This window comes from Planctomyces sp. SH-PL62 (assembly GCF_001610895.1).
GTDB lineage: Bacteria > Planctomycetota > Planctomycetia > Isosphaerales > Isosphaeraceae > Paludisphaera.
Genome location: NZ_CP011273.1, coordinates 2,919,006 through 2,943,600, shown reverse-complemented (window position 1 = coordinate 2,943,600; position 24,595 = coordinate 2,919,006). Strand labels below are relative to the sequence as shown.

Here is a 24,595-nt window from a genome sequence, read left to right as displayed (position 1 = left end):
CTCGACGAACTGACATCCCGTTCCTGGAGGAGTCGGCCATGATCTCCGCATGGGTCCTGAGTGCGGCGGTGGGGTTCGTTGGGGGCGTCGACCGCGAGGAGCCGGGGCGCGGCGTCGACCGCGCGGCGTACGAGGCGGCGAAGGCCGCCGCGGGCCGTGACGCCGACGCCCAGGTGCGGCTGGCCCTCTGGTGCGAGGCTCAGGGCCTGGCCGCCGAGAAGACCACCCACCTGACCCGCGCCGTCCTCCTGGCCCCCGACCACGCCAGAGCGCGCGGCCTGCTGGGGTACGTCGAACGCGACGGCAAGTGGATGCGGCCCGCCGAGGCCGCCCGCGCCGTCGAGGAGTCGCCCGAGCAGCAGGCGCTGTTCCGCGAGTACCTGGAACGCCGGGCGAAGACCCGCGACCAGGCCGACGACCTCTACAAGCTGGCCCTCTGGTGCGGGGAGAAGGGCCTGGCCCAGCCGATGACGGCCCACCTGGTCCGGGTCGTCCAGCTCGACCCCGGCCGCGAGGGCGCCTGGCGTCGGCTCGGCTTCGAGAAGTCCAAGGGGCGCTGGGTCCACCCGGAGGCCGAGGCCGCCGCGCAGGCCGCGCACGAGGCCCGGGAGCGGGCCGAGAAGGAGTGGAAGCCCCGGCTGGAGAAGATCCGGTCGGGCCTGGCCTCGCGCGACAAGGCGAAGCGGGCCGAGGCCCGCGAAGCCCTGGCGGCGATCGAGGACCCCCGCGCCGTGCCGTCGCTCTGGCGGTCCTTCGCCCGGGGGGGCGACGAGGGCCGGCAGCGGATCGCCGTGGAGGTGTTCGGCCGGATCGACGGCCCCGGCGCGTCGGCGGCCCTGGCCACCCTGGCCGTCTTCAGCCCCCACGCGACGGCTCGCTCCGAGGCCTCGGCCCTGCTCGTCCGCCGCGACCCTCGCGACTTCGCGGGGCTCCTGGCGAGCTGGGTCCGCGACGAGGTGAAGTACAAGGTGAAACCGGTGGGGGGCCCCGGCTCGCAGGGCGAACTGCTCGTCGAGGGCCGCGACGCGAAACTCCGCCGGCTCTACACGCCGATGCAGCCGCCGCAGCTCACCGACTGGCGAGGACTGCCCAGCGATCCCTCCGGGGTCTCCACGATCGACGTCTCCGACGGATACACGGGCTACAGCGGTCCGATCATGAGCAGGGATCTGGTCCCCGCGCTCGCGGCTCAGAAACAGCGGTATCAAGCCGTGATGACGCTGAACACCCCCAACCCCCAGCTCAACGCCGCGTTCCGGAACTTCGTCGACAGGTCCCTGGACTACACCGTCCCCGGCGGGGTCTCGTACCAGCCCTGGAGCGTGATGTTCTCGCCGACCCAACTGGCCAACGAGCTCGGCCGCGACTCGTCCGAGTCCAACCTGGTCCGCCTGGGGGGCCCGAACTTCCGGGAGGTCGTGGCGACGACCAAGCGGCTCCACGTCCCGATCGACGCGATGATCGCCGAGGCGCGCGCGTCGGCCTCGGTCGCCCGCGAGCAGATGACCCGGGACGTCGCCGACATCGAGGCGTACAACGCGCCGATCCGCGAGGTCAACGAGCGGGCCGCGACGCTCCTGAAGGAAATCGGCGGCGTGGACCTGGGCTACGACCGCGAAAAATGGATGGACTGGGCGTACGAGCTGGAGGGGCGAGGCTACGCCCGCCGGAGCGCCTCGGCCGAGCCGACGGTTCCGACCTACGTCGAGGACGTCCCCATCGCCTTCACGCCCCAGGCCCGCCCGTACATGACCGTTTCCTTCTCGGTGGCGGGCTACACGCCGTCGGGTTACTCGTGCTTCGCCGGCGGGACGCCCGTCCGCACCCTGCGGGGCGACCGGCCCATCGAGACGATCCGGCCCGGGGACCAGGTGCTGACCCAGGACACGACCACCGGCCGGTTCGACTACCGGGCGGTCGTGACCGTGTTCCACAACCCGCCGACCATGACCCACGCGATCGACCTGGGCAGGGAGACCGTGCACCCCACCGGCATCCACCGCTTCTGGAAGGCGGGACACGGCTGGGTCATGGCGCGGGACCTCAAGCCCGGCGACCGCCTCCGCACCGTGGGCGGCACCGTGGAGGTCGCCTCGGCCGAGAAGGAGAAGGTCCAGCCGGTGTTCAACCTGCTCCTCTCCGGCGGCGACAACTACTGCGTCGGCTCGCTGGGGCTCATCGCCCACGACAACGGCTTCGTCGAGCCGGTGGCCGCCCCCTTCGACGGCGTCCCGGCCACCGCCGAGCTGGTCGCGACCAGGAAGCCCTGACCCGAACCAGTCCGTAAAGGGAAAACCTCACGCCGCGGCCGACGCTCACCTTCCGGGGGCGTCGGCCGCGGCGTTGTATTCGCCGAGCTTGTCATCGGGGGGGAGGTGGTCCTCCAGTCGGAACGCGGGCCGGTCGTGGGAGTTGACGTACGCGGCGACGTCCAGGGCTTCCTGCTCGGTCAGGTGGGGGTCGTCCAGGGGCATGGCGACCTTGAGCCAGGCGGCGAGCTGGGGCGTGTTCGCCAGCCCGGCGCCCTGGTTGTACGAGCGGTCTCCCCAGACCGGCGGGTTCTCCTTGCGGCCCCGGCCGTCGTCGGCGTGGCAGTCGGCGCAGTTCTCGGCGTAGAGGGCCTTGCCCCGCTCCGCATCGGCCGACTCGGCGGCGAGGCCCAGCGGCCTGATCGCGCCCGGCCCGGCCGGACGCTTCGGATTCATGCGCAGCGGCTGGCCGGCCGAGAGCCAGGTGATGTAGGCCGCGATCGCCACCGAGGGCTCGCTCCCCAGCGGCGGCCGGACGCCGTGGCAGCTCCTCATGAAGCAGTTGAGGATCCGATCCTCCAGCGTGAGCACCCGGCCCTCGCGAGGGGAGTATGCGGGATAGGCGGTCGCCGTCCCCAGGAACGTCCCCGCCTCGGGATCGGTCCCGTTCGCCAGGTGGCACGACGTGCAATTCAGGGCGTTGCCGACGTACGGCTTCGTCATCGGGTGCGTCGCGGTTTCCTGAACCAGCGTCTCGCCCAGCCGGATCACGTCCCCCAGCGGGCCCGGGGGGATCTCTCGGGGCGTCTCGCCGGGCCCGTCCGCTCCCGCCGCCCCGAGGACCAGAACGAGCGCCGCCGCACCAAGGCCGAAAGTGATCCGCATGTCGTCGATTCTCCCGGAATGCCCATGACGCTTCGTTTCAGGTCGAGGCGTCGATCGCGTCGGCCGCCGTTCGGCTCGCTCGCGTTCCTGTCATCGTAGGGCGGTGGGCAACCGGGGGGTGCGGATCGCGGCTTTCATCGAAACTCGCCGAACGCGCGTTCGCCTTCGCCGAGGACGTAGCCGCGCTGGCCGTGCTGGGCGAGGTCGAGGCCGAGTTCCTCGTCCTCGGGGCTGACGCGGAGGCCCATCGCGCGGTCGACGACGAACAGGATGGCCGAGGTCATGACGGCGGTGTAGGCGACGACCACCGCGACGGCGACGAGCTGGGCGAGCATCAGCTCCGTGCGGCCCTCGAACAGGCCGACGACGCCGGGGTCGAGCGCGGAGTCGGCCAGCAGGCCGAGGCCGAGCGCGCCGACGATCCCGCCGACGCCGTGGACGCCGAAGACGTCGAGCGAGTCGTCGTAGGCGAGCCGTCCCTTGACGAGGATCGCGCCGTGGACGATCAGGGCGGTGGTCGCGCCGAGGACGGCCGCGGCCGGCGGGGCGACGTAGCCCGCGGCGGCCGACCCGCCCACCAGGCCCGCGACGATCCCCGTGCAGGCGCCCAGGAAGGTCGCCTTGCCCGTCGTCGCGTACTCGACGAGCGACCAGGCCGCCATCCCGGCCGCGCCGCCGAAGAGGGTCGCCGCGAAGGCCGCCGCGGCCCCCGGCGAGACGCCCCAGGCCCGCCCCACGTTGAAGCCGATCCAGCCGAGCCAGAGGAGCGTCGTCCCGATCGCCGTCAGGGTCAGGTTGTGGGGATGCAGGCTCTCGACGTCGGCCCCGCGACGCTTGCCCACGGCCACCGCGACGCAAAGCGCCCCCACGCCGGCCGTCGCATGCACGACAAGGCCGCCGGCGAAGTCGCGCGCCCCGAATTTCCAGAGCCAGCCCTCGGGCGACCAGACCCAGTGGGCCACCGGGTCGTAGACGAGCGTCGTCCACAGGAGCACGAAGACCGCCGTCGACGCGAACCGCGCCCGCTCGGCCCCCGCGCTGGCGACCAGGGCCGCCGCGAAGGCCGCCGCCAGCATCTGGAACGTCAGGAACAGGGACTCCGGGATCGTGGTCGCCAGGTCGCCCCGAGGCTCGAATCGGAGGCCGAACAGCGCCCCGTCCGGGACGCCGACCAGCCCGCCGAACAGGTCGCGGCCGAACGCCAGGCCCTGCCCCAGCAAGAGCCACTGGACCGCCACGATCCCCAGCGGCGTCAGGCAGCCCAGGAACGCCGAGAGCGCGTTCTTGCGGCGGACCAGCCCGGCGAAGATCAGCCCCATCGCCGGCGTCAGCAGCAGCGCGAGCGCCGCGCAGGTCATCACGAGCAGCGCATCGGCTCGATCGATCATCAACGGCCCACCCCTCGCGCTTCGCGGTCGCCCCCGGCATCGGTCTCATCTTAGCGGCCCGCGCAAGCTTGAGAAGATAGGTCCGCCGTGGGCGGCCTGGATTCGCGGGATCGGGGACGGCCTCCTTGTGGACTCCGGCCGTCGCCGGGATGCTGGGACGGGAGTTCGACCAGGAACGTCCCACGGAGAGACTCTCGATGACACGGACCATGGCGGCGCTCGCGGCCTGGGCGATGCTCGCGACGACGGCGGCGGCGCAGGAACGGCCGGCCGAAGATCCACCGGGGCCGCCGGGACGCCTCACGCCCGTCGACCCGTATCCTTCCCCGGCGTTCGAGAGCTACATCCGCGCCTGCCTAAGCATCATGCGCGTCGATGAAATCGAATCCAACGACGCCTGCGACTGGGGCTCGCTCCGGGCCGTCGTGATGGTCTCCCGATCCCCGTTCGACCCGGAGTCCTGCGTGGCACTCCGGGAACGGCGGGATGGCGGGGGCTGCGAGCTGATATCCGTCTTCCCGGACCGCAACATCTGGTTCTCCCTGCCGGAACAGCAGGTCGGGGACGACGGCGAGGCGCGCGATCGGAAGCCCTTGGAGGTCAAGGTTCGGAGCGCGACGAAGGCCGTCGACCCCGTTCGCGCGGCGCGAGTGTTCGCGCTGTGGGAGCGCGCGCTCCTCGGCGTACGCTACCCGGAGCAAGAACCACCGGTCATCGAAGACGCGGAAGTCCATGAGTTCCGATATCGGTGGAAGCGGATGTACGGCGAGTCGCAGGCGACCACCGCCGGCGTGGCGGGCGCCCTCATCGGCCTGGGGAAAGCCATGATCGCGGTGAGCGACTCCCAGGACGACGTCGATGCGACGCTGGCCCGGCTCGACAAGGCGTCCGACGAATTGGAGACGCGCCTTCAGGAAGCGCAACCCGGCCGGGATGCCTCGAACGGCCCGACCGAGCAAGATCCGGCCCAAAGCCCCCGATAAACCGCCGACGGCACGAGCCTCGACCGCCAGGCGCTTTTTACAATCCCCGAAATCCGCCTTGGCGAACGCGGGGAAATCGGCAAACTCCCGGATGCTGGATCGGAAGCCTGCTCGCAGGCGTCGAACGGCTCCGATCCGAAGGGGGAATCCAGCCGAGGGGGCCATGTCACGATTCCGGACGCGTCGGGAGAAGGCGGCGAGGAGGCTCGCCCTGGGAGCGATGCTGGCGGCGACGGCCGGCGGCTGCTCGACGCTGCCGACCTCCTGGCCGGTCCCGACGAGCCTCGCCCGTTCCGACGCCCGCCCCTCGCTCCACCAGGTCGAGCAGATGATCGACGACCTGGACCGGAGCATGACCCTGCAAGGGACCATCGGCGTCAAGTCGCCCGACGTGTGGGGCCAGGACCGGCTCGCCAAGTTCCGGTCCGAGTACGAGAGCCAGATGGCGCTCTGGCTCAAGGCGGGGTTCAAGGGGGTCATCAACGCCTCGATCAGCCGCAACGAGGCCAAGGCTCAGCGGCTCCAACTCGCCGCCGGGCTGGCCGACCTCGCGAACCCCGGAGCGACGGGCGCGACCGCCGCCGCGACCACCGTCGGCGAGTCCGAACAGACCAAATCGCTCCTGGCGCTGATCGCCAGCCAGAACGCGGCGGCCGTCGCCAACGCCGCGGCCGCCAACACCGCCGCGCCCGCCGCGGCGCGGGCCGCGAACGGGGCCGCCGACCCGTCGTCCGCCGGGGTGCTGGAGCCGACGGTCGTGCTCGACGAGCATTCGCACTACCTGAACCACCTGAACCAGCTCCGCCGGATCAACGCCGGCGACGACCTCACGGACCGGCCGGGATACGGCCTGTACCTCGTGCGGATCCCGGTGACGCTCTCGCCGGGCCCCAAGAACCGCCGGGGCCGCGGGGCCATCATCACGGTCTCGGCCAAGTCGCTGATGGACCGCGACACGATGCGGTACACGCTCCGCAACGCGGTCATCAACGAGGCCGTCGGCAGCCTCGCGCAGACGCTCGGCAACGACCCGGACGAGGACGACGAGCCCAGCGCCGGGCCGGGCGTGAACCCGCTCGCCCTCGTCGCCTTCGCGGACTCCGAGGTCTTCTACGGCCCCGACAACATCGACTTCCTCCGCAAGGAGGCCGGTCGCCAGCTCTCCCGAGAACTCGCCGACGAACCCTACCACCGCGACGCCCGGATCGCCCAGTGGCTCAGAGGCGAGTTCGAAGCGTCCTATTCCCTGCTGGAAGAAGCCGTCTCGTCCTCGCCCTCGTCCGCTTCGCCCCAGGCCGGGACGGGGGCGACGGCGCCGGAGGAAGACCCGCTCGAAGCGCTCGGCGCCATGGTCGCCCGCCGCGACTTCCCCAAGCTCGCGGCGTTGCGGAGCCGGAGCGTCGACGACTCGGTCATGCTCGCCTCCACCGCCAACGGCCCGCTCGACGACGGGGCCGTCAACCGCCGGCGGACCCTCGACGCCCTGGGCTTCGTCCTGCGGGTCCAGGCCGCCGCCCTCAACTCCCGGCTCAAGCAGGACATCGTCGACCAGCTCCCCGACGTCCGCCACGAGGATTTGCGCCGGCTCAACTTCTTCGACCCCTCCCCCTCCGACGAGGCCGTCGCCGCCTTCAAGAAGTACACCGACGCCAAGTGGCCGCTGCGGGTCTACGCCATCGAGCCGGTCATCGCCCAGCAGAACGTCGCCGACACCGTCGCCCGCCGCTCCACCTCGGGCCTCAACCTGATCGGCGGCGGCCCCGTCGGGCCCCTCCGCGCCGCGGGGGTCTTCTCCAACGACGCCGCGCTGGCCGAGGACGAGGCCGCCATCCGCCTCAACCCCACCATGGTCGGCTTCGGCGCCGGCGAGAGCACCTTCGGCTGGATCTTCTACCCCAGGCTCCAGACCTCCCGCTCCGGCCGCCCCGGCTTCGCGGCCGTCGCCGACCTGCTCCAGAACGGCCTGGGACGCGACGACAAGGAGCAGAGCATCGAGCCCGGCCAGCGCGAATGCACAGCGCTGATCGTGATGCCCAACTTCGTCCCCAAGATCGAATTCGTCACCGTCGCCAACTGGTTCAAGACCAGCGACCTCAACGACGGCCGGACCTCCACCATCGAGAAGGCGTCCGACCTCGCCGCCCGGCTCGTCGAGGCCGAGAACGCCCTGGGCAACGTCGGCTCCATCGCCAGCAACCGCCCCGAGGAACTCCAGATCGCCGTCGAGCGGCTCAACCAGCTCAAGAGCCTCATGCCCACCCAGCGACTCGTCGTCCGCGTCCCCTACTCCGCCGAGCACAACGACTCCCGCGTCTTCTGCTCTCGCGGGGGACAGCTCCGCCCCGCGCTCGTGGCCTGGCACGGCAACCCCCCGGAACAGGGCGAGGAATCCACCATCTTCCTGGAAGGGAAGAACTTCAGCGTCCACGACACCCACGTCATCGCCGGCGGCAAGGTCGCCGAATCGGTCCTGGTCAGCCGAAACCTGATGCAGGTCACCATCGCCCAGGACGCCCGCCCCACGCCAAACGCCCAGGGCGTCCCCCTCCTGGAAATCAGCGTCGCCACCCCCAACGGGGCCTCCAACCACCTGCTCATCCGAATGCGGCCCTCCCGATCGAGCCCGGCGTCGGCCACGACCTCCCCTCCCCCGCCGCCGACCCCCCAGGTCGCCGCGAGCGTCGGCCCCCCCGAGCTCGCCCCCTCCAGCACCCCCGCCGACGCAGATCCGAACGTCCAGCGCGCGGCCGAGCCTCCTAAATAATGAAACCGGCCCGGCCTCGCCTCCATCGAACCGGACGACGGCTATCCGCCCCCGTCTCGGTCCAGTATCGAACCCGAGCCGAGCCGCGTGCGGGACGCTCGCCCATCAGCCCAGATTTTAGGCAGGCACGCCCAATACGCAGGCTCGACTGTTCCAGGCCCCCGCCGCCCCCTCGACGGCCGCTCCCGGATCGATCCTTGCCCCGCACGTCCAGGCCGCGACGGCCAGCTTGCGACCTCCCGGACCTTCATTCCGCAAAATATTTACCTGAAACATCTTGTGGAAACCAGCCCGTCCCCCGGCCTCGAAACCGAAAGAATTCGGAGATTCCGGCCGGGAAGTGAACGAACGAGACGGCCTCTCCACGGCCGGAGATGTCGAGCGGAAGGGCACGGCGATTGCGTTGCTCTAACCGTATCCCTGCATGAAGTCGCTGGATAAGGACATCGAGGTCGAAGGCGACGGCGTGGGCCGATTTTTCTGAGGGTTACTTCATTGATGGCCCCACTGTGACCTGTTAGGATCATTGAGACTGAAATCGGACGCGCGATGAAGCCGTCCTCCCCCGCCTCGCCGACATCGCTGCGTCTCCACGTCGCGATGTCTCATCATCCATCCTCGTCGAACGAACACAGGAATCCCCGCCTGAAAACGCGACCCAGTCGCCGTGGTTTCACCCTGATCGAACTGCTGGTAGTGATTGCAATCATCGCTGTATTGATTGCGCTCCTGCTGCCGGCCGTCCAGTCGGCGCGAGGCCGCCCGCCGCGCCCAGTGCACCAACAATCTGAAGCAGATGGGCCTGGCCCTGGCCAACGCCGAGTCGGCTTCGGGCGCCTACCTGCCTGGGTTCGGGCCGTATTACAACGAGCCGGTGCTCGCCGCCGGCACGTGCGGAGCCCGCCCGAACGTGTTCGCCCAGCTCCTGCCCTACCTGGAAGCGTCCAATGCCTACGGCGCGTTCAACCTTGAGCAGTGCATCAACCTGTTCGGCCCCGGCACGGCCAATTTCACCGCCCAGACGCAGATCGTCTCGGCGTACGTCTGCCCGTCCGATCCGATCAACGTCAAGCTGACGGAGGTGGGCTACACCAACTACGTCGCGAGCCTGGGCGCCACGGCGGCGCAGCAGCTCGGCACCGCCGCCCTCTCGCACGAGTCCAACACCTCCCGGTCCGGGATCTTCAACGTCACCATCGACACCGCGGCGCCGCGGGTCTACCCGAGCTGGAAGCGGGCCATCCCGGTCACCGTCGCGGCGGTCTCCGACGGCACGAGCAACACGGTCACCTTCTCAGAGACCCGGCGGGGCCGGGCCGCGACGACGACGGCGATCGGCGGCTTCACCGGCGGCATCCCCACCAACGACCCGCTCAACGTCTACATCATCAACGACGGCGACCTGGGCGTAGCCCCCAACTGCACCTACGGCGGCCCCGGCTACTACACCCGGATCGTCTACCGCGGCCAGCAGTACTACCGCGGCCTGCCGATGACCGGCTACTTCAGCCACACTCTCACCCCCAACTCGAAGTTCTTCGACTGCGCCGTGATGGGCGGGGCGTTCAACAACGGCCACCTCGCCGCCCGCAGCTACCACTCCGGCGGCGCGAACGCGGCCTTCGCCGACGGCTCGGTCCGGTTCATCAAGGATTCGATCAATCCCCAGGCCTGGATGGCCCTCGGCACCAAGGCCGGCGGCGAGATCGTCAGCTCCGACGCCTACTGAGCCCGAGTCGGGGGGCCTCGACCCGCCTCCCGGCCCTCGCTCCAGCCTGACCGGGGAGGCGGCCCGCCCTGGGCCGTCTCCTTTTTCATTTCCGCCCCCATCATCCCGATCCGGACGAACAGGCGATATGCGCTCTCATCAACTTGCGGCCCTCGCACTCTCCCTCGGCCTCGTCGCGACGATCACCGGCTGCGGCGGCCCCGAGACGGCCCCGCTCACCGAGACGAACAAGACCGATTTCGTGCTCAACGACATCGGCGAGATGTACCGCCAGTACGCCTTCTCCAAGAAGAAGCCCGCGAATTCCCTCGCCGACTTCGCCCCGCTCGACACCGTGGCCCCCCTGGGCTTCAAGGCGCTCAAGGACGGCGACGTGATCGCCCGCGCCGGCGTGGAGATCAAGGACGTCATGGAAGGCCCGGCCACGACCGATCCGGCCGACGACGTCCTCGCCTACGCCAAGGAGGTCCCCACATCGGGCGGCCTCGTCCTGATGCACAACCGGACGGTCAAGCAGATGACCGCCGACGAGTTCAAGGCCGCCAAGCTCGCCGGCACCGGCGACCTGGCCGCCGGCTCGACCGCCAAGTCCAAGCACTGAGCCGGACCTCGCTTCCGAGCTTCCGATCACCTCCCGACCGGCCCGACCACGATGCGTCCCTCGCGGACCATCGAGGATCGGGCCGGTCGGCTTTCCCCCCCCTTCCAAGTCGGGCCCCAAGGCGTCGATCCGAGATCGCCACGCAGACCGACCCGAAGTACCGGAAGAAAGTCGAAGGGGCCTGGAAGGTCCGCTAGGTGGTCGACTTCCGCGACCGGGGCTTTCGGAAGGGCTGACACGTCGGGCAGAGGTAGGTGGGGCGGCCGATCAGCCCGGCGATTTTGGTCTTCTGGACCGGGGTGCCGCAGCCCTTGCAGGGCTCCCCGGCGCGGCCGTACATGGAGTTGACGGCCAGGAAGCCCCCCTCCAGGCCCAGGACGGTCCGGTAGCCGGCGTCGAAGCTGGACCCTTCGGCGGCGATCGCCCTCGCCAGCACCGGCTCGATCGCCGCGTGCAGCCGGTCGACCTCGCGCGCGGTCAACTCGGCCGACACCTGGAGCGGGTGCAGCCGAGACTGGAACAGGATCTCGTCGGCGTAGATGTTGCCGATCCCGGCGAGCACCTTCTGGTCCATGAGCGTCGGCTTGATCCCCCGCCGGGTCCGCTTCAACCGCGCGGCCAGGTCGTCGCGGGCGATCGTCAAAGCGTCGGGGCCGTGGGCGCGGGCGAAGGCCGCCTCGGCGTCTTCGGGGCCGTCGAACCGGATGATCCGGCCCAGGCGACGGGCGTCGCAGAACCAGATCGAAGCCTCGGGGTTCGCCAGCCGGAACGTCAGGCGGACGTGCTCGGGTCGGGGGGGGTCGACGAGCCAAAAGCCTCCAGTCATCCGAGGCTGAATGACGATCATCCCCCTGTCGGCGAGTTCGACGACGACCCACTTGCCCCGGCGCCCCACCCTCGCGACCCGCACCCCGACGCCCCGCGCCGCAAACTCCTCGGCCGTGCATCCCTGAAGCAAGCTCGGGTCGTGCAGTTCCATGCGATCGACCGTCCGCCCCTCCAGCGCGGGCCGGAGCCCGCGCACCATCGTCTCGACCTCGGGGAGTTCCGGCATCGGCACCTCGGCGGGCGGGGGGAACGGAGAGAGCGCAAGGGGCGAGGACGCGAAGGACCACCCATTATACGGACGGAGGCGGCCCGCCCGGAACCCGACGGATTTCATGCAGATTCCGTCAAGAATCAGTCAAACTCCGTCAAGCCCACCGAAAGTTCTTGACAGGGCTTTCACCGCGATGGAAACTAAACTCCGTTGATCGTGCGGGAATCCTACCAGAACAGGTCGCCCATGCTTCCAGAGACGCGACGCCGGCAGCTCCGCGAGCTGATCTCGAAGCAGGGCTATGCGACGCTCGACGAGCTGGTGAAGAAGCTGCAGGTCTCCGAGAGCACGATCCGCCGCGATTTGGAGGCGCTGGATCTCTCCGGAGGGGTGAAGCGGACCCACGGCGGCGCGGTGTTCTCCGGGGAGGCCCGGGGGATGCCGGCGTTCGACGAGCGGACGCACACGGCGATGGCCGAGAAGCGGGCGATCGGCGCTGCGACGGCGGCCCTGATCGAGGACGGCGACACGGTGCTGCTGGACGGCGGCACGACGACGCTGGAGGTGGCCCGGGCGATCCTGGAGCGGGACATCCACGTCCAGCTGGTGACGAACAGCCTACCGATCGCGCAGCTTGCGGCGTCGAGCCCGCGGTCGGACCTGATCCTGATCGGGGGCTACGTCTACCCGAGGACGGGGGTGGCGCTGGGCCCGCTGGCGATCGCGATGATGCAGGGGATCCGGGTTCGAAAGGCGATCCTGGGCGCGGGCGGGATCATGGCCGACGGGGTGTACAACTCCAACCTGCTGCTGGTCGAGACCGAGCGGCAGATGATGGCCTGCGGCCAGGAAGTGGTGATCGCGGCCGACTGGACGAAGTTCGGCCGGCTGGCGCTGGCGAAGCTCTGCGGGCTGGACGAGGTCACGCGACTGGTGTGCGACGCCCGGACGCCCGAATCCCAGCGGGCGATGCTGGAGGCGGCCGGGGTGATCGTGCACACGGCCGGGCCGGAAATTTGGGACGGGCCGGGCGGGAAGACGACGGCGGAACCGACACGCAAGGCGACCGACGAGAGGACCGAGGCATGAGCGCGACGGGGACGGCGACGGCGAACCGCGACCAGATCGAGAGCCTGGTGCGGTCGATCATCCTCAAGAGCCTGGGCGCCGCGGCCCCGGGCGGGGCCCCGGCCGCCGGGAACGGCGAGGCCGGGCCGCCGAAGGTGGTCGTCAACATCTCGGCCCGGCACTGCCACCTGACGCAGGACGACGTGGACGTCCTCTTCGGCAAGGGGCACCAGCTCACGCCGATGAAGCGGCTGTACCAGGACACCGACTTCGCCGCGGAGGAGACCGTGGCGGTGGTCGGGCCTCGCCAGCGGATGATCCCCGGCGTGCGGATCCTCGGCCCCTGCCGCAAGTTCAGCCAGGTGGAGCTGGCGTTCACCGACGCCATCAGCCTGGGGATCGACGTGCCGGTGCGGCTCTCTGGCGACATCGAGGAGACCCCCGGCTGCCTGCTGATCGGCCCCAAGGGGTCGCTGGTGATGCCCAGGGGGGTCATCCGGGCGGAGCGGCACGTCCACATGGGCCCGCGCGACGCCGAGTACTACGGCGTGAAGCACCTGGACCGGATGAACATGCGGATCGAGAGCCCCTGCCCCAGCACCCTGGAGGGCCTGCTCGTGCGGACCCACCCGGACTGGAAGCTGGAGGTCCACATCGACACCGACGAAGCCAACGCGTGCGACCTGGCGCACGCCGCCAACGTGATCCTGAGCAAGGCCTGATCGGATCGAATCGAATCGGTCGATAGTTTCTTGAACACCCCCGCGGAAGGAGGGCCCCCGTGGCCTCTGCATCCCTCGAAGCGCTCGGAATGATCGAAACCAAGGGGTTCGTGGCTCTCGTCGAAGCGAGCGACGCCATGCTGAAGGCGGCGAACGTGGAGCTGGTCGGCTGGGACAAGGTCGGCAGCGGCCTGGTGACGGCGTTCGTGGCCGGCGACGTGGCGGCGGTGAAGGCGGCGGTCGACGCCGGGGCCGCGGCGGCCAGCCGGATCGGCGAGGTCGTCAGCGTCCAGGTCATCCCCCGGCCGCACGAGGACCTCGGCGGCATCCTGTCGTTCACCAAGGCGGCGGCCCCCAAGGCCACCAGCTGAGAAGGAGCCCCAAGAGATGGCGACGGCACAGAAGCCCGCGACCCGCGGGAGTATTGGGAGCCAGGGGATGAACGGCGAGGCGCTCGGACTGATCGAAACCAAGGGGCTCGTGGGCGTCATCGAGGCGACCGACGCGATGCTCAAGGCCGCGAACGTGACCCTGGCCGGCAAGGTCTCGGTCGGCGGGTCGTTCATCACGACCCTCGTCCGGGGCGACGTCGGCAGCGTCCGCGCCGCCGTCGAGGCCGGGGCCGAGGCCGCCAGCCGCGTCGGCGAGCTGGTCAGCGCCCACGTCATCCCCCGGCCCGACGCGGCGGTCCTCCGCACGTTCCTGGGCTGAGATCCGGCCCCGCCCGATTCTTCGACCCCACACTCAGACTAGACAGGGAGCCGAGATCATGAACGGCCAAGCGCTGGGCCTCATCGAGACGATGGGCCTGGTCTGCCTGATCAACGCGGTCGACGCCATGCTCAAGGCGGCGTCCGTGGAGCTGGCCACCCCGATCATCAAGCTGGACGGCGGCGTCGTCAGCGTGATGGTCCGGGGCGACGTCAGCAGCGTCCGCGCCGCCGTCGAGGCCGGCGCCGAAGCCGCCGCCAAGGCCGGCGAACTCCGCGCCGCCCACGTCATCCCGCGGCCCGGAGCCGCCATCGTCCGCGCCTACCTGGGGGGCTCGCGTTGAAAGTCCTCGTCGCCAACCTGGGCAGCACCAGCTTCAAGTACCGCCTGTTCGACATGGGCGACCCGGCCGAGCCGGTCCTGGCCCGGGGGGCGATCGACCGGATCGGCTCCCCCTCGTCCCGGGTGTCGGTCACGACCCCCAAGGGGACCCGGGAGTCGGAACGGCCGATCGCCGACCACGGCGACGCCGTCCAGCTCTGCCTGGAACAGCTCACCGATCCGGAGATCGGCGTCCTGGCCGACGCCTCCGAGGTCTCGGCGATCGGCTTCAAGGCCGTCCACGCCCGCAACCTGACCGGCGTCCATCTGGTCGACGACGAGGTGCTCGAAGCGATGGAGGCCTTCGCCGACGTCGCCCCGGCGCACAACCCGCCGTACACCAAGGCGATGCGGATGCTCCGCGGGCGGTTCCCGAAGCTGCCCCTGGTCGCCGCGTTCGAGACCGGCTTCCACCGCACCATCCCCGAAGCCTCGCAGCGATACGCCATCCCCGAGGAGTGGGCCACCACCCTGGGGGTCCGCCGCTGGGGGTTCCACGGCGCGAGCCACCGCTACATCTCGTGGCGGACGGCCGAGCTGCTCGGCCGCAAGGACGTCAAGGTGATCTCGTGCCACCTGGGCGGCAGCTCGTCGCTGGCGGCGATCCGCGACGGGGCCTCGGTCGCCTGCAGCCTGGGGATGAGCCCGCAGTCCGGCCTGCCGCACAACAACCGCGTCGGCGACTTCGACGTCTTCGCCCTCCCCGCGCTCATGCGTGAGACGGGACGAAGCCTGGAGGACCTCCTCGACATCCTGGCGAACCAGTCGGGCCTGGAGGGGATCTGCGGGGCGCGCGACGTCCGCGACGTGGAGTCGGCCGCCTCGACCGGCGACGCCCGGGCCCAGCTCGCGCTCGACGTCTTCGTCGCCTCGATCCGCCATCACCTGGGGGCCTTCCTCCTGGAACTGGGCGGGGCTGACGCGATCGTCTTCACCGGCGGCATCGGCGAGAACTCGTCCTTGATCCGCTCGAAGACCTGCCGCGACCTGGGCTGGTTCGGCATCGAGCTGGACCCCGCGCTCAACGCCGGGGGCCCCGCCGAGCGCCGGATCTCCGCGGAGAACTCGCGGGTGCAGATCTGGACCGTGCCGACCAACGAGGAACTCGTGGTCGCCCGCCAGTCCCGGGAACTCCTGGAATCGGGCCGCACAGCGATGGCCTGATCCCCGATCGACCGACCAAACGAACGACGACGCGAACGAACCGGCCCCAGCCCCACAGGACCCCCAGACGATGTTCCTGGCCCGCGTGACGGGAAGCCTGGTGGCGACCCAGAAGGTCGCCTCGATGACCGGACACAAGCTCCTGATCGTCGAGCCCTACCGGATCGACGAGAAGGGGGGCGACCGCCTGGTCCCGACCGGCCGGACGTTCGTGGTCGTCGACGCCCTCGGGGCGGGGCTCGACGAGATGGTGCTCGTCTGCCAGGGCTCGAGCGCCCGGATGACGCCCGAGACCGAGAAGCTCCCCATCGACGCCGTGGTCATCGGCCTGGTCGACGCCGTCGACGTCCGGGGCCGCGTCGTCTTCTCGACCAGGTCCGAATCGTAAACCCGACGAACGGATGAAGCCGCAGGGGCCGTCCCCGGCCCGCCTCGCTCCGAACCAAGCCGTCCCGCAAGCCGACGCATGGACCTCGCCCCAGCCCAGGAACCCCGGTGTCCGTCATGCAAACGACTGAAGATCTGATCCGCAACGTGGTCCAGCAGGTCCTCACCCAGATGGGGACCGGTCCCGCGCCGACCAACGGCCACGCCGGCCCGAACGGCCAGGCGCCGTCCGGCGACCTCGGGGTCTTCCCGACGGTCGAGGGGGCGGTTGCGGCCGCCGATTCGGCCTTCCGGGCGTTCCGCGACCGGCCCCTGCTCGACCGCAAGAAGGCCGTCGCGATCATCCGCCAGATCTGCGTGGAGCAGGCCGAGGAGCTGGGCCGGCTGGAGCTGGAAGAGACGCAGGTCGGCCGGCTCGACCACAAGATCGCCAAGCTGCGCGAGACGATCCCGATCATCCCGGGCGTCGAGTACCTGCGGACCGACAACGCCAGCGGCGACCAGGGCGTGACGCTGACCGACTACACGCCGTTCGGCGTCATCGGGGCCATCACGCCGGTCACCCACAGCCTGCCGACGCTGGCCGCCAACGCGATCAGCATGCTGGCCTCGGGCAACACGGTCGTCTTCAACGCCCACCCGTCGGGCCACAAGATCGCCGCCCTGGGGGTCCGGAAGTTCAACAAGGCCATCGCCGAGGCGATCGGCCTGGAGAACCTCCTGACGATCATCGACCCGCCGACCATCGAGAGCGCCAACGGGCTGTTCAACCACCCCAAGGTGAAGCTCCTGGTGGTCACCGGCGGCCCGGCGGTGGCCCGCGCGGCCCTGTCGAGCAAGCGTCGCGCGATCGTCGCCGGGCCGGGCAACCCGCCGGTCGTGGTCGACTGCTCGGCCGACCTGGACCGGGCGGCGAAGTCGATCGTCGAGGGGGCGGCGTTCGACAACAACCTCCTCTGCATCGGCGAGAAGGAAGTCTTCGCGGTCGGCGCGATCTTCGACAAGCTGATGGAGCTGATGCCCAAGTACCAGGCCTTCCGCCTGACCGCCCCCCAGATCGAGTCGCTCACCCGCGCGGCCTTCGAGAACGGCGACGACGGCAAGCCGCACGTCCGCAAGGAGCTGGTGGGGAAAGACCCGGCCATCCTGGCGGCGCACGCGGGGGTCAAGATCCCCGCCGCGACGCAGCTCCTTTACGGCGAGACGGGGGCGGACCATCCGTTCGTCCAGGTCGAGCAGATGATGCCGTTCGTGCCGTTCGTGAAGACGCCGGACGTCGACCGCGCCCTGACGCTGGCCCACGCCAGCGAGCACGGCTACGGCCACACGGCGATCCTCCACTCGCGCGACATCGGCGTGATGTCCCGGATGGGCAAGCTGATGGATTGCACCATCTTCGTCGTCAACGGCTCGTGCCTGGCCGGCCTGGGGGGCGAGGCCGTCGCCTCGTTCTCGATCGCCGGGCCGACGGGTGAAGGGGTGACCACCCCCCTGACCTTCTGCCGCCAGCGCCGGACGGCCATCGCCGGCGGCTTCCGGTTCGCCTGATCGATCGAAGCCAGCGAGGGGCCCCCCGATGCAGCTCGGCCGCGTGGTCGCCACGGCGACCTCCACCGTGAAGGACCCGACGTTCGAGAAGGAGCGGCTGCTGGTCGTCCAGCTTGAGACGGCCGACGGCCGGCCCGACGGCGAGCCCGTCCTGGCCTTCGACCGCCTCGGCGCGGGGAGGGGGGATCGGGTGCTCCTGACCAGCGACGGAGCCCTGCTCCAGGGGCTCCTCGGCCGCAAGACGCCGGGGCGCTGGAGCGTCCTCGGGATGCCCGACCGGTCTTGAAGTCGACGAAGAAGAAGGATGCGGAACGATCGCGATGAGCCAGACGACGTGGGACCGATACGAGACGATGAGGCGGACGACGGCCGCGGCCCCGGGGACGATCCCGGCGCCGGTCTTCGCCCCCCCGCGCCGTCTCGATCCCATCCGCGCCGTCGACGAGGCCGTGCGTTCGGTCCTGGCCGGACTCTTCGCCTCGCGGACCCGACCCTTGGCCCGGCCGAATCCGGTCCCGGCGAAGGCTCCGGCGACGCCCTCCGAATCGGTCTTCACCGACCGCCTGTTCTCGCTCCGGCACGCCGAGGCCCTCGCGGCCGACGCGGGTTCGGTCCGGATTGCGGCGGGGACGGTCGTCACCCCCCTGGCCCGCGACCTCTTGAAGCGGCGCGGGATCGTCGTCCGGCTCGCCGGGGCGGCCGAAGTCGCCGCGGCGCCGCGGGGGGAATGGGCGTTCGCGGTCGAGCCCGGCGCGGGCTGGCTGGACGCGCTGCAACGCTCGTTCCTCGAAGACGCGGGCCTCTGGCGCGAGCTGGAGGCGTCGGTCGACGCCGCCGTGGAATGGCTCGAAGGGGGGGAAGGCCGGGGCGTGTTCCTGGTCACCTCCGACGGCGCGACGGCCGTCTGGCGGGCGTGCCGGGCCCCCGGGGTCCGGGCCGCGTTCGCCGCCGAGCCGGCCGACGTCCACCGCGCCACGCAAACCCTGGGCGCGAACCTGATCGTGGTCGACCCGGCCGGCAAGTCGATCGCCTGGATCAAGCAGCTCGCGACCGCGTTTCGGCGGGCCGGCGCCCCCCGAGACCTGATCGAAACATGCCGCGAAGACGGGAGGACGCCATGAGGATCGCCGAGGTCGTGGGCCGCGTGACGCTGTCGCGGGCCCATCCCAGACTGCGGGGGGCGCGGTTCCCCATCGTCCTGCCGATGACCCTGGCCGCCCTCCGCGACGGCGATTCGTCGCGCGGCGACGACGTGGTCGCCTACGACCGCCTGGGCGTCGGCCTCGGCGACCTGATCGGGCTGAGCGAGGGGGGCGAGGCGGCCAACCCGTTCGGCAAGGAGAAGGCCCCCATCGACGCCTACTGCGCCTGCCTGCTCGACGCGATCTCGTTCTGATCGCGGCCCCGAACACCGGACGCGAATCCATCCACACGGCGAAATACGACAATCCCACGACGGCGAAGCGAGGATCGGCCATGAGCGAAATGAACGAGTGGAAGTTGCGGGAGACGATGTGCGAGATCGGCCGTCGGATCTACAACAAGGGATTCGCGGCGGCCAACGACGGCAACATCAGCTACCGCCTGAGCGAGGATCGCGTCCTCTGCACGCCGACCCGCGTCTCCAAGGGCTTCATGAAGCCCGACGACCTCTGCATCATCGACATGGACGGCAAGCAGGTCTCCGGCAAGCGCAAGCGCTCCAGCGAGATGCTCCTGCACCTCACGGCGCTGAAGGCCCGCCCCGACCTCCGCTCGTGCGTCCACTGCCACCCGCCCCACGCCACGGCCTTCGCCGTCGCCCGCGAGCCGGTGCCCAAGTGCGTCCTCCCGGAGATCGAGGTCTTCCTGGGCGAGATCGCCATCTCCCCGTACGAAACCCCGGGCGGCCAGGCCTTCGCCGACACGATCCTGCCGTACGTCAAGGACACCGAGACGATCCTCCTGGCCAACCACGGCACGCTCACGCTGGGGACGGACCTTGAGGACGCCTACTTCAAGACCGAGATCATCGACGCCTACTGCCGGATCCTGATCCTGGCCAAGCAGATCGGCCGGGTGAACTACTACGGCGACGACAAGGCCGCCGAGCTGATCAAGCTCAAGCCCCTCCTCGGCATCCCCGACCCCCGGCTCACCCGCGGGCTCGAGAACTGCGACCTCTGCGGCAACAGCCTGTTCCGCGAGGGCTACGGGGACTTCAGCCCCGAGGCCAAGGTCTTCGTCCACCCCAAGCTGATCGACCAGGCCGCGCAGGCGGGCGAGACCTCCACCTGCGGCTGCACCGTCGGCCGCGCCGAGTTCCCCGGCTCCGCCGCCGCCCCGGCCCCGTCGGCGAAGCCCTCGGCCAACGGCTCCGCGTCCGGAAACGGCTCCGCGTCCGGCACGGACGTCGACGCCCTGGTCCGGTCGATCACCGATCAGGTCATGAGCGCGCTCAACGGTTCCGCGAAGTGACCGATCCCGCGCCGCGAGTCGAGAAGTCGAGTCCCGTCCATTCGAGCGGATCGAAAGTCCCAAGGACGACCCGGTCATGAAAGTCAGCATCATCGGCGGCGGCGGACTGGTCGGCTCGTGCGCGGCCTTCGCCTTGCAATGCGGCGGGGTCGTGGGCGGGATCGACCTGATCGACGTCAACGCCGACCCCTGCAAGGGGCAGGCGCTCGACCTGCTCCACGGCGCGTCGCTGACGGCCGATCAGGTGATCCGCGCGACGGGCTACGAGGCGATCCCCGAGAGCGACCTCGTCATGATCACCGCCGGCCTCCGTCGCAAGCCCGACGAGAGCCGGCTCGATCTCATCAACCGCAACGTCGAGCTGTTCCTGACAATTTTGGATCAGGTGAAGGCCGCCGGGCTCAAGCGCGAGGCGATCGTCCTGGTCGTCTCGAACCCGGTCGACGTGCTCACCTACCTGGCGACCAACCGGCTGGGGCTCCCCGCCTCGCAGGTGATCGGCCTGGGGACGCAGCTCGACACCGCCCGGTTCCGCAGCCTGATCGCCGAGGCGCTCAAGCTGCCGCCGACGCAGGTCACGGCGACGATCCTGGGCGAGCACGGCGACAGCATGGTGCCGATCTGGTCGGCCGCGCAGGCCGCCGGGCTGCCGCTGGAGAAGTTCCCGGGCTGGTCGCCGGCGCTGGGGGAGTCGCTCTTCGCCCGCGCCAAGGGGAGCGGGGCCGAGGTCATCAAGCTGAAGGGGGGCGCGGGGTTCGCCGTCGGCCTCTCGATCCGCGAGGTCGTCCACGCGGTCGCGCTGGACTCGCGGCGGATCCTGCCGGTGTCGTCGCTGGTGAACGGCCCGTACGGCATCCGCGACGTCTGCCTGTCGATCCCCACGGCCGTCGGCCGGGCGGGGGTCGTCGCCCAGCGCGAGATCGAGCTCTGGACGAAGGAAACGTCGGCGCTCCAGCGTTCGGCGCAGGTCCTCCGCGAGACCATCGATCAGGTTTTGAAGGGGAATCCGAAGGCCGCCGGCAAGGTCCCGGCGGCGTCGAGCAAGCCCGCCGAATCCGGTCCGCGGCCCGTCCGCGTGACGATGGGCGGCGGGGGGGCGGGCCGATCGTCGGCGCGGCGTCGCGCGTGACCGTCTCGGGTCTCGGCAACGGCAATGGAAACGGCAATGGCTACGGCCGAGGGGGCCGCTGAGATGTTGAAGTCGCTCGACCGCAAGCTCGCCGCGATCCACGCGAACCCGAACTGCCGGGAGTTCATCCTGGCCGACGCCAAGGACGCCGACATGGCCCTGGGCCTCGGCGCGCCCGGCCAGTCGCCCGAGCTGCACGCCGGCGAGGTCCGGTTCAAGACGCTCGAACAGTACCGCGAGCAGATGCGGCTGATCACCCGCCAGGGGCTCGTCGACATCATGCTCATGTCGGCCAGCTCGAACTACGCCCTGACCTTCGGCGAACGCCTGTTCGACGACTCGGCCGTCACGCCCGCCATCCGCGCCAACGACACCACCGACATCCACCTGGCCCGCGAGTCCTCGTACGCCGCCCAGCCGGCCCGCCCGTTCCGCACCGCGAGCCTCGACCACGCGATGTGCGGCCATCTCGACTGCAAGCCCGAGGAACGGACGCGGGGCGCCGACCTGGGGCTCTACAGCGTCACCTTCAACAACGACCTCCGGCTCGACCTGGAGACCCTCGAACGCTTCCACGCCTTCCGCGAGGAGGCCGAGCGCAAGGGCTTCCGCTACTTCCTGGAGGTCTTCGACCCCAACGTCGAGACCGGCCTGTCGCCCGAGATCCTCCCCTTCTACCTCAACGACATGATCACGAGGATGCTGGCGGGCGTCGCCCCGGCCGGGCGCCCCGTCTTCCTCAAGATCGTCTACCACGGCCCCAAGGCGATGGAGGAGCTGGTCCGGTTCGACCCCCATCTGGTCGTCGGCATCCTCGGCGGCTCGTCGGGCACCACCCGCGACGCCTTCCAGCTCCTGCACGACGCCCAGAAGCACGGGGCCAAGGTCGCCCTCTTCGGCCGCAAGATCAACAACGCGGAGAACCAGCTCGCGTTCGTGCAGTTCCTCCGCCTGATCGTCGACGGCGTCATCCACCCGGTCGACGCGGTGAAGGCCTACCACGCGGTGCTGGGCAAGCTGGGCGTCGCCCCCCACCGCTCGCTGGAGGACGACCTCCAGATCACCGAGCAGTCGATGAGCTACGCCGGCGGCAAGTCCGTGACCGTCCCCCCCTCCTCGAAGCCCGCGGCCCCGGCCCCGGCGGCGAGCCCGGCGCCCAGCCTCTTCGCGGCGCAGCCCTCGGCGAACGGGAACGGCGCCCACGGGTCGAACGGGAACGGCGCCCACGCCGCGCCTCGGCCGCTGGTGACGGAGTCGCGATCCACCCGCGCGTACGAGAACGGCGCGCCGGCGACCCTCGGCTCGCCCGACTTCGGGCGGATGAACCCGGCCGACCGGCTGGCCTACCACCGGTCCCGGCTGGGACTGGGGCGCTGACATCGGGCGGGCGATTCCCGTACCCTGTTTCCTTGGTCACGCGGCTCGGCCCCCCCTCTCCTCGGACGGGGCCGGCCCGCCGTCCATCGAAACGGAGCCGCCCTCGGGCGGGGAGAATCGCATGAAGTCGGTCCGTTCGAATCGAGCCCTGGCCGCCGCCTGCGCCGCGGCGCTCCTCCTCCTGCTCCCCGCGACGACGGCGGTCGGCGAGGAGCCGGATTCCATCAGGTCGAGCTACACCAAGTACGAGTTCCTGATCCCGATGCGCGACGGCGTCCGCCTGTTCACGGCGGTCTACGTCCCCAAGGACCGGACGAAGGTCTACCCGATCCTGCTCAACCGGACGCCGTACGGCGTGGCCCCCTACGGCGCCGACGCCTACCGCTCCGAGCTGGGCCCCTCCCCGCTGTTCAGCCGCGACGGCTACATCTTCGCGTATCAGGACGTGCGAGGGCGGTACATGTCGGAGGGCGAGTACGTCAATATGCGTCCGCACCGGCCGATCAAGACCGACGCCGTGGAGATCGACGAGAGCACGGACACGTACGACACGATCGAGTGGCTGCTGAAGAACGTCGGCGGCAACAACGGCAAGGTGGGCCAGTGGGGGATCTCGTACCCCGGCTTCTACACGTCGATGGGGATGATCGACGCCCACCCGGCGCTCAAGGCGTCGTCGCCCCAGGCGCCGATCGCCGACTGGTTCGCCGGCGACGACTGGCACCACAACGGGGCCTTCTTCCTGGCCCACGCGTTCAACTTCATGTCGAGCTTCGCCCACCCCCGGCCGACCCCGGTCAAGCGGAACGTCTACGACCGCACGATGTACAACGACAAGGCCGACGGCTACGCCTTCTTCCTCGACCTGGGGCCGCTCGCCAACGCCGACGCCCGCTACTTCAAGGGCGAACTCCCGTTCTGGGACGAGATGATGAAGCACGCCGACTACGACGACTTCTGGAAGGCGCGCGACATCCGCCCCCACCTCAAGAACGTCAAGCCGGCCGTCCTGAACGTCGGCGGCTGGTACGACGCCGAGAACCTCTTCGGCCCCCTGGAGACCTATCGCGCCGTGGAGGCGTCCAGCCCCAGGACGACGAACGTCCTGGTAATGGGCCCCTGGCTCCACGGCGGCTGGGCCGGCGGCGACGGCGCCTCGCTGGGGCCGATCGCGTTCGACTCGAAGACGGCCGAGTACTACCGCGAACGGATCGAGTTCCCCTTCTTCCAGGCCCACCTGAAGGGCGAAGGGGGCGAGGCGGGCCCCGAGGCCCGGGTCTTCGAGACCGGCACGAACCAGTGGCGGACGTTCGACGCCTGGCCCCCCGGGCCGCCAAGCCCAAGACGCTCCACCTGGCCGCCGGCGGCCGGGTCGCGTTCACGCCCCCCGAAGGCTCGGCGGCGCCCGCGTTCGACGAGTTCGTCAGCGACCCCGCCAAGCCCGTCCCGTTCATCGAGGCCGTCTCCAACCGGATGACCGGCGACTACATGATCCAGGACCAGCGGTTCGCCTCGCGACGGCCCGACGTGCTGGCCTACCAGACCGAACCCCTGACCGAAGACCTGACCCTCGTGGGGCCGATCCAGGTCAAGCTCCACGTCTCGACCTCGGGGACCGATTCCGACTGGATCGTCAAGCTGATCGACGTCTTCCCGGACGACCACGCCGGCAAGACGACCGACGGCGTCCCCCTGGCGAGCTTCCAGGGCCTGGTCCGCGGCGACGTCATGCGGGGACGCTACCGCAACGGCCTCGACTCCCCCGAGCCGTTCGCCCCCAACCAGCCGACCGCCGTGAACTTCACGATGCAGGACGTGGCCCACACCTTCCGCTCCGGCCACCGCCTGATGATCCAGGTGCAGAGCACCTGGTTCCCCCTGGTCGACCGCAACCCCCAGCAGCTCGTGGACGTCTACACCGCCAAGCCCGAAGACTTCCAGAAAGCCGTCCAGCGCGTCTTCCACGAACCCGCCGCCCCCTCGCGGCTGGAAGTCCTGGAACTGCCCCGCTGA

The 24,595-nt window shown here is 70.3% G+C and carries 21 protein-coding genes and 2 pseudogenes; 20 read left to right on the top strand and 3 right to left on the bottom strand.

The window, feature by feature from the left end; genetic code table 11:
- Positions 1-38 precede the first annotated feature (38 nt).
- Entirely contained in the window at positions 39-2,270 is a 2,232-nt protein-coding gene (locus VT85_RS11395; RefSeq protein ID WP_068414846.1) for a polymorphic toxin-type HINT domain-containing protein, read from the top strand.
- Positions 2,271-2,315: 45 nt separating this feature from the next.
- Here the strand turns inward: VT85_RS11395 and VT85_RS11390 are convergent, their stop codons facing one another.
- A complete protein-coding gene (locus VT85_RS11390) occupies positions 2,316-3,134 on the bottom strand; it encodes a c-type cytochrome (RefSeq protein WP_068414843.1) in 819 nt (272 codons plus the stop codon).
- 134 nt (positions 3,135-3,268) lie between these two features.
- On the bottom strand, positions 3,269-4,522 hold the full coding sequence (locus tag VT85_RS11385) for an ammonium transporter (RefSeq protein ID WP_068414840.1): 1,254 nt from the start codon (positions 4,520-4,522) through the stop codon (positions 3,269-3,271).
- A 197-nt stretch (positions 4,523-4,719) separates the two neighbouring features.
- On the opposite strand from VT85_RS11385, the gene VT85_RS11380 reads away from it, so the two are divergent.
- The 4 genes and pseudogenes from VT85_RS11380 to VT85_RS11365 all read left to right on the top strand — a co-directional run bounded on the left by VT85_RS11380 (position 4,720) and on the right by VT85_RS11365 (position 10,599).
- Positions 4,720-5,505, top strand: a complete 786-nt coding sequence (locus tag VT85_RS11380) for a hypothetical protein (protein ID WP_156512812.1) — start codon at positions 4,720-4,722, stop codon at positions 5,503-5,505.
- Between the two features lie 163 nt (positions 5,506-5,668).
- Positions 5,669-8,269, top strand: a complete 2,601-nt coding sequence (locus VT85_RS11375) for a hypothetical protein (protein ID WP_068414833.1) — start codon at positions 5,669-5,671, stop codon at positions 8,267-8,269.
- 600 nt (positions 8,270-8,869) lie between these two features.
- Positions 8,870-9,998, top strand: a pseudogene (locus tag VT85_RS11370) (DUF1559 domain-containing protein).
- 127 nt (positions 9,999-10,125) lie between these two features.
- A complete protein-coding gene (locus tag VT85_RS11365; RefSeq protein WP_068414829.1) occupies positions 10,126-10,599 on the top strand; it encodes a hypothetical protein in 474 nt (157 codons plus the stop codon).
- Positions 10,600-10,792: 193 nt separating this feature from the next.
- On the opposite strand, the gene mutM is transcribed toward VT85_RS11365, so the two are convergent.
- Positions 10,793-11,653: a bifunctional DNA-formamidopyrimidine glycosylase/DNA-(apurinic or apyrimidinic site) lyase gene (gene mutM, locus VT85_RS11360; protein ID WP_068414826.1), complete on the bottom strand. Its 861-nt coding sequence runs from the start codon at positions 11,651-11,653 to the stop codon at positions 10,793-10,795.
- Positions 11,654-11,884: 231 nt separating this feature from the next.
- Here mutM and VT85_RS11355 point away from each other — a divergent pair, with 231 nt between their 5' ends.
- From VT85_RS11355 to VT85_RS29130, 15 genes and pseudogenes are all read left to right on the top strand, one after another.
- Positions 11,885-12,727, top strand: a complete 843-nt coding sequence (locus VT85_RS11355) for a DeoR/GlpR family DNA-binding transcription regulator (RefSeq protein WP_082858966.1) — start codon at positions 11,885-11,887, stop codon at positions 12,725-12,727.
- Positions 12,724-13,428, top strand: coding sequence for a phosphate propanoyltransferase (gene pduL / locus VT85_RS11350; RefSeq protein ID WP_068414823.1), 705 nt, complete (start codon positions 12,724-12,726; stop codon positions 13,426-13,428). The genes VT85_RS11355 and pduL overlap by 4 nt, the downstream gene beginning before the upstream one ends.
- Before the next feature lie 89 nt (positions 13,429-13,517).
- Complete coding sequence (locus VT85_RS11345) at positions 13,518-13,799, top strand: BMC domain-containing protein (RefSeq protein WP_068414821.1); 282 nt, start codon at positions 13,518-13,520, stop codon at positions 13,797-13,799.
- Between the two features lie 16 nt (positions 13,800-13,815).
- Positions 13,816-14,139 carry a BMC domain-containing protein gene (locus VT85_RS11340; RefSeq protein WP_068414818.1) on the top strand — a complete coding sequence of 108 codons (324 nt, stop codon included), beginning with the start codon at positions 13,816-13,818 and terminating at the stop codon, positions 14,137-14,139.
- A gap of 58 nt (positions 14,140-14,197) precedes the next feature.
- Positions 14,198-14,482 carry a BMC domain-containing protein gene (locus VT85_RS11335; protein WP_068414815.1) on the top strand — a complete coding sequence of 95 codons (285 nt, stop codon included), beginning with the start codon at positions 14,198-14,200 and terminating at the stop codon, positions 14,480-14,482.
- Positions 14,479-15,684: an acetate/propionate family kinase gene (locus tag VT85_RS11330; protein ID WP_068414812.1), complete on the top strand. Its 1,206-nt coding sequence runs from the start codon at positions 14,479-14,481 to the stop codon at positions 15,682-15,684. The genes VT85_RS11335 and VT85_RS11330 overlap by 4 nt, the downstream gene beginning before the upstream one ends.
- Positions 15,685-15,754: 70 nt before the next feature.
- Positions 15,755-16,072 carry a EutN/CcmL family microcompartment protein gene (locus tag VT85_RS11325; protein ID WP_068414809.1) on the top strand — a complete coding sequence of 106 codons (318 nt, stop codon included), beginning with the start codon at positions 15,755-15,757 and terminating at the stop codon, positions 16,070-16,072.
- Positions 16,073-16,188: 116 nt separating this feature from the next.
- A complete protein-coding gene (locus tag VT85_RS11320; RefSeq protein ID WP_068414806.1) occupies positions 16,189-17,619 on the top strand; it encodes an aldehyde dehydrogenase family protein in 1,431 nt (476 codons plus the stop codon).
- A 28-nt stretch (positions 17,620-17,647) separates the two neighbouring features.
- On the top strand, positions 17,648-17,905 hold the full coding sequence (locus VT85_RS11315; RefSeq protein WP_068414802.1) for a EutN/CcmL family microcompartment protein: 258 nt from the start codon (positions 17,648-17,650) through the stop codon (positions 17,903-17,905).
- 34 nt (positions 17,906-17,939) lie between these two features.
- Positions 17,940-18,740 carry a hypothetical protein gene (locus VT85_RS11310; RefSeq protein WP_068414799.1) on the top strand — a complete coding sequence of 267 codons (801 nt, stop codon included), beginning with the start codon at positions 17,940-17,942 and terminating at the stop codon, positions 18,738-18,740.
- Positions 18,737-19,015: a EutN/CcmL family microcompartment protein gene (locus tag VT85_RS11305; protein WP_068414795.1), complete on the top strand. Its 279-nt coding sequence runs from the start codon at positions 18,737-18,739 to the stop codon at positions 19,013-19,015. Before VT85_RS11310 ends, VT85_RS11305 begins: the two co-directional genes overlap by 4 nt.
- An 80-nt stretch (positions 19,016-19,095) precedes the next feature.
- The gene (locus VT85_RS11300; RefSeq protein WP_068414793.1) at positions 19,096-20,076 is read left to right on the top strand and encodes a class II aldolase/adducin family protein; all 981 of its coding nucleotides are present in this window, start codon (positions 19,096-19,098) and stop codon (positions 20,074-20,076) included.
- A 76-nt stretch (positions 20,077-20,152) separates the two neighbouring features.
- Positions 20,153-21,205: a lactate/malate dehydrogenase family protein gene (locus VT85_RS11295; RefSeq protein WP_082858531.1), complete on the top strand. Its 1,053-nt coding sequence runs from the start codon at positions 20,153-20,155 to the stop codon at positions 21,203-21,205.
- Between the two features lie 36 nt (positions 21,206-21,241).
- A complete protein-coding gene (locus VT85_RS11290; protein WP_197491225.1) occupies positions 21,242-22,582 on the top strand; it encodes a hypothetical protein in 1,341 nt (446 codons plus the stop codon).
- Positions 22,583-22,703: 121 nt separating this feature from the next.
- Positions 22,704-24,595, top strand: a pseudogene (locus tag VT85_RS29130) (CocE/NonD family hydrolase).

Excerpts from the sequence above, each read along its gene's own strand:
- VT85_RS11395 (WP_068414846.1), top strand. The coding sequence starts at position 39 with ATGATCTCCGCATGGGTCCTGAGTGCGGCGGTGGGGTTCGTTGGGGGC.
- VT85_RS11390 (WP_068414843.1), bottom strand. The coding sequence starts at position 3,134 with ATGCGGATCACTTTCGGCCTTGGTGCGGCGGCGCTCGTTCTGGTCCTC.
- VT85_RS11385 (WP_068414840.1), bottom strand. The coding sequence starts at position 4,522 with ATGATCGATCGAGCCGATGCGCTGCTCGTGATGACCTGCGCGGCGCTC.
- VT85_RS11380 (WP_156512812.1), top strand. The coding sequence starts at position 4,720 with ATGACACGGACCATGGCGGCGCTCGCGGCCTGGGCGATGCTCGCGACG.
- VT85_RS11375 (WP_068414833.1), top strand. The coding sequence starts at position 5,669 with ATGTCACGATTCCGGACGCGTCGGGAGAAGGCGGCGAGGAGGCTCGCC.
- VT85_RS11365 (WP_068414829.1), top strand. The coding sequence starts at position 10,126 with ATGCGCTCTCATCAACTTGCGGCCCTCGCACTCTCCCTCGGCCTCGTC.
- mutM (WP_068414826.1), bottom strand. The coding sequence starts at position 11,653 with ATGCCGGAACTCCCCGAGGTCGAGACGATGGTGCGCGGGCTCCGGCCC.
- VT85_RS11355 (WP_082858966.1), top strand. The coding sequence starts at position 11,885 with ATGCTTCCAGAGACGCGACGCCGGCAGCTCCGCGAGCTGATCTCGAAG.
- pduL (WP_068414823.1), top strand. The coding sequence starts at position 12,724 with ATGAGCGCGACGGGGACGGCGACGGCGAACCGCGACCAGATCGAGAGC.
- VT85_RS11345 (WP_068414821.1), top strand. The coding sequence starts at position 13,518 with ATGATCGAAACCAAGGGGTTCGTGGCTCTCGTCGAAGCGAGCGACGCC.
- VT85_RS11340 (WP_068414818.1), top strand. The coding sequence starts at position 13,816 with ATGGCGACGGCACAGAAGCCCGCGACCCGCGGGAGTATTGGGAGCCAG.
- VT85_RS11335 (WP_068414815.1), top strand. The coding sequence starts at position 14,198 with ATGAACGGCCAAGCGCTGGGCCTCATCGAGACGATGGGCCTGGTCTGC.
- VT85_RS11325 (WP_068414809.1), top strand. The coding sequence starts at position 15,755 with ATGTTCCTGGCCCGCGTGACGGGAAGCCTGGTGGCGACCCAGAAGGTC.
- VT85_RS11320 (WP_068414806.1), top strand. The coding sequence starts at position 16,189 with ATGCAAACGACTGAAGATCTGATCCGCAACGTGGTCCAGCAGGTCCTC.
- VT85_RS11315 (WP_068414802.1), top strand. The coding sequence starts at position 17,648 with ATGCAGCTCGGCCGCGTGGTCGCCACGGCGACCTCCACCGTGAAGGAC.
- VT85_RS11310 (WP_068414799.1), top strand. The coding sequence starts at position 17,940 with ATGAGCCAGACGACGTGGGACCGATACGAGACGATGAGGCGGACGACG.
- VT85_RS11305 (WP_068414795.1), top strand. The coding sequence starts at position 18,737 with ATGAGGATCGCCGAGGTCGTGGGCCGCGTGACGCTGTCGCGGGCCCAT.
- VT85_RS11300 (WP_068414793.1), top strand. The coding sequence starts at position 19,096 with ATGAGCGAAATGAACGAGTGGAAGTTGCGGGAGACGATGTGCGAGATC.
- VT85_RS11295 (WP_082858531.1), top strand. The coding sequence starts at position 20,153 with ATGAAAGTCAGCATCATCGGCGGCGGCGGACTGGTCGGCTCGTGCGCG.
- VT85_RS11290 (WP_197491225.1), top strand. The coding sequence starts at position 21,242 with ATGGCTACGGCCGAGGGGGCCGCTGAGATGTTGAAGTCGCTCGACCGC.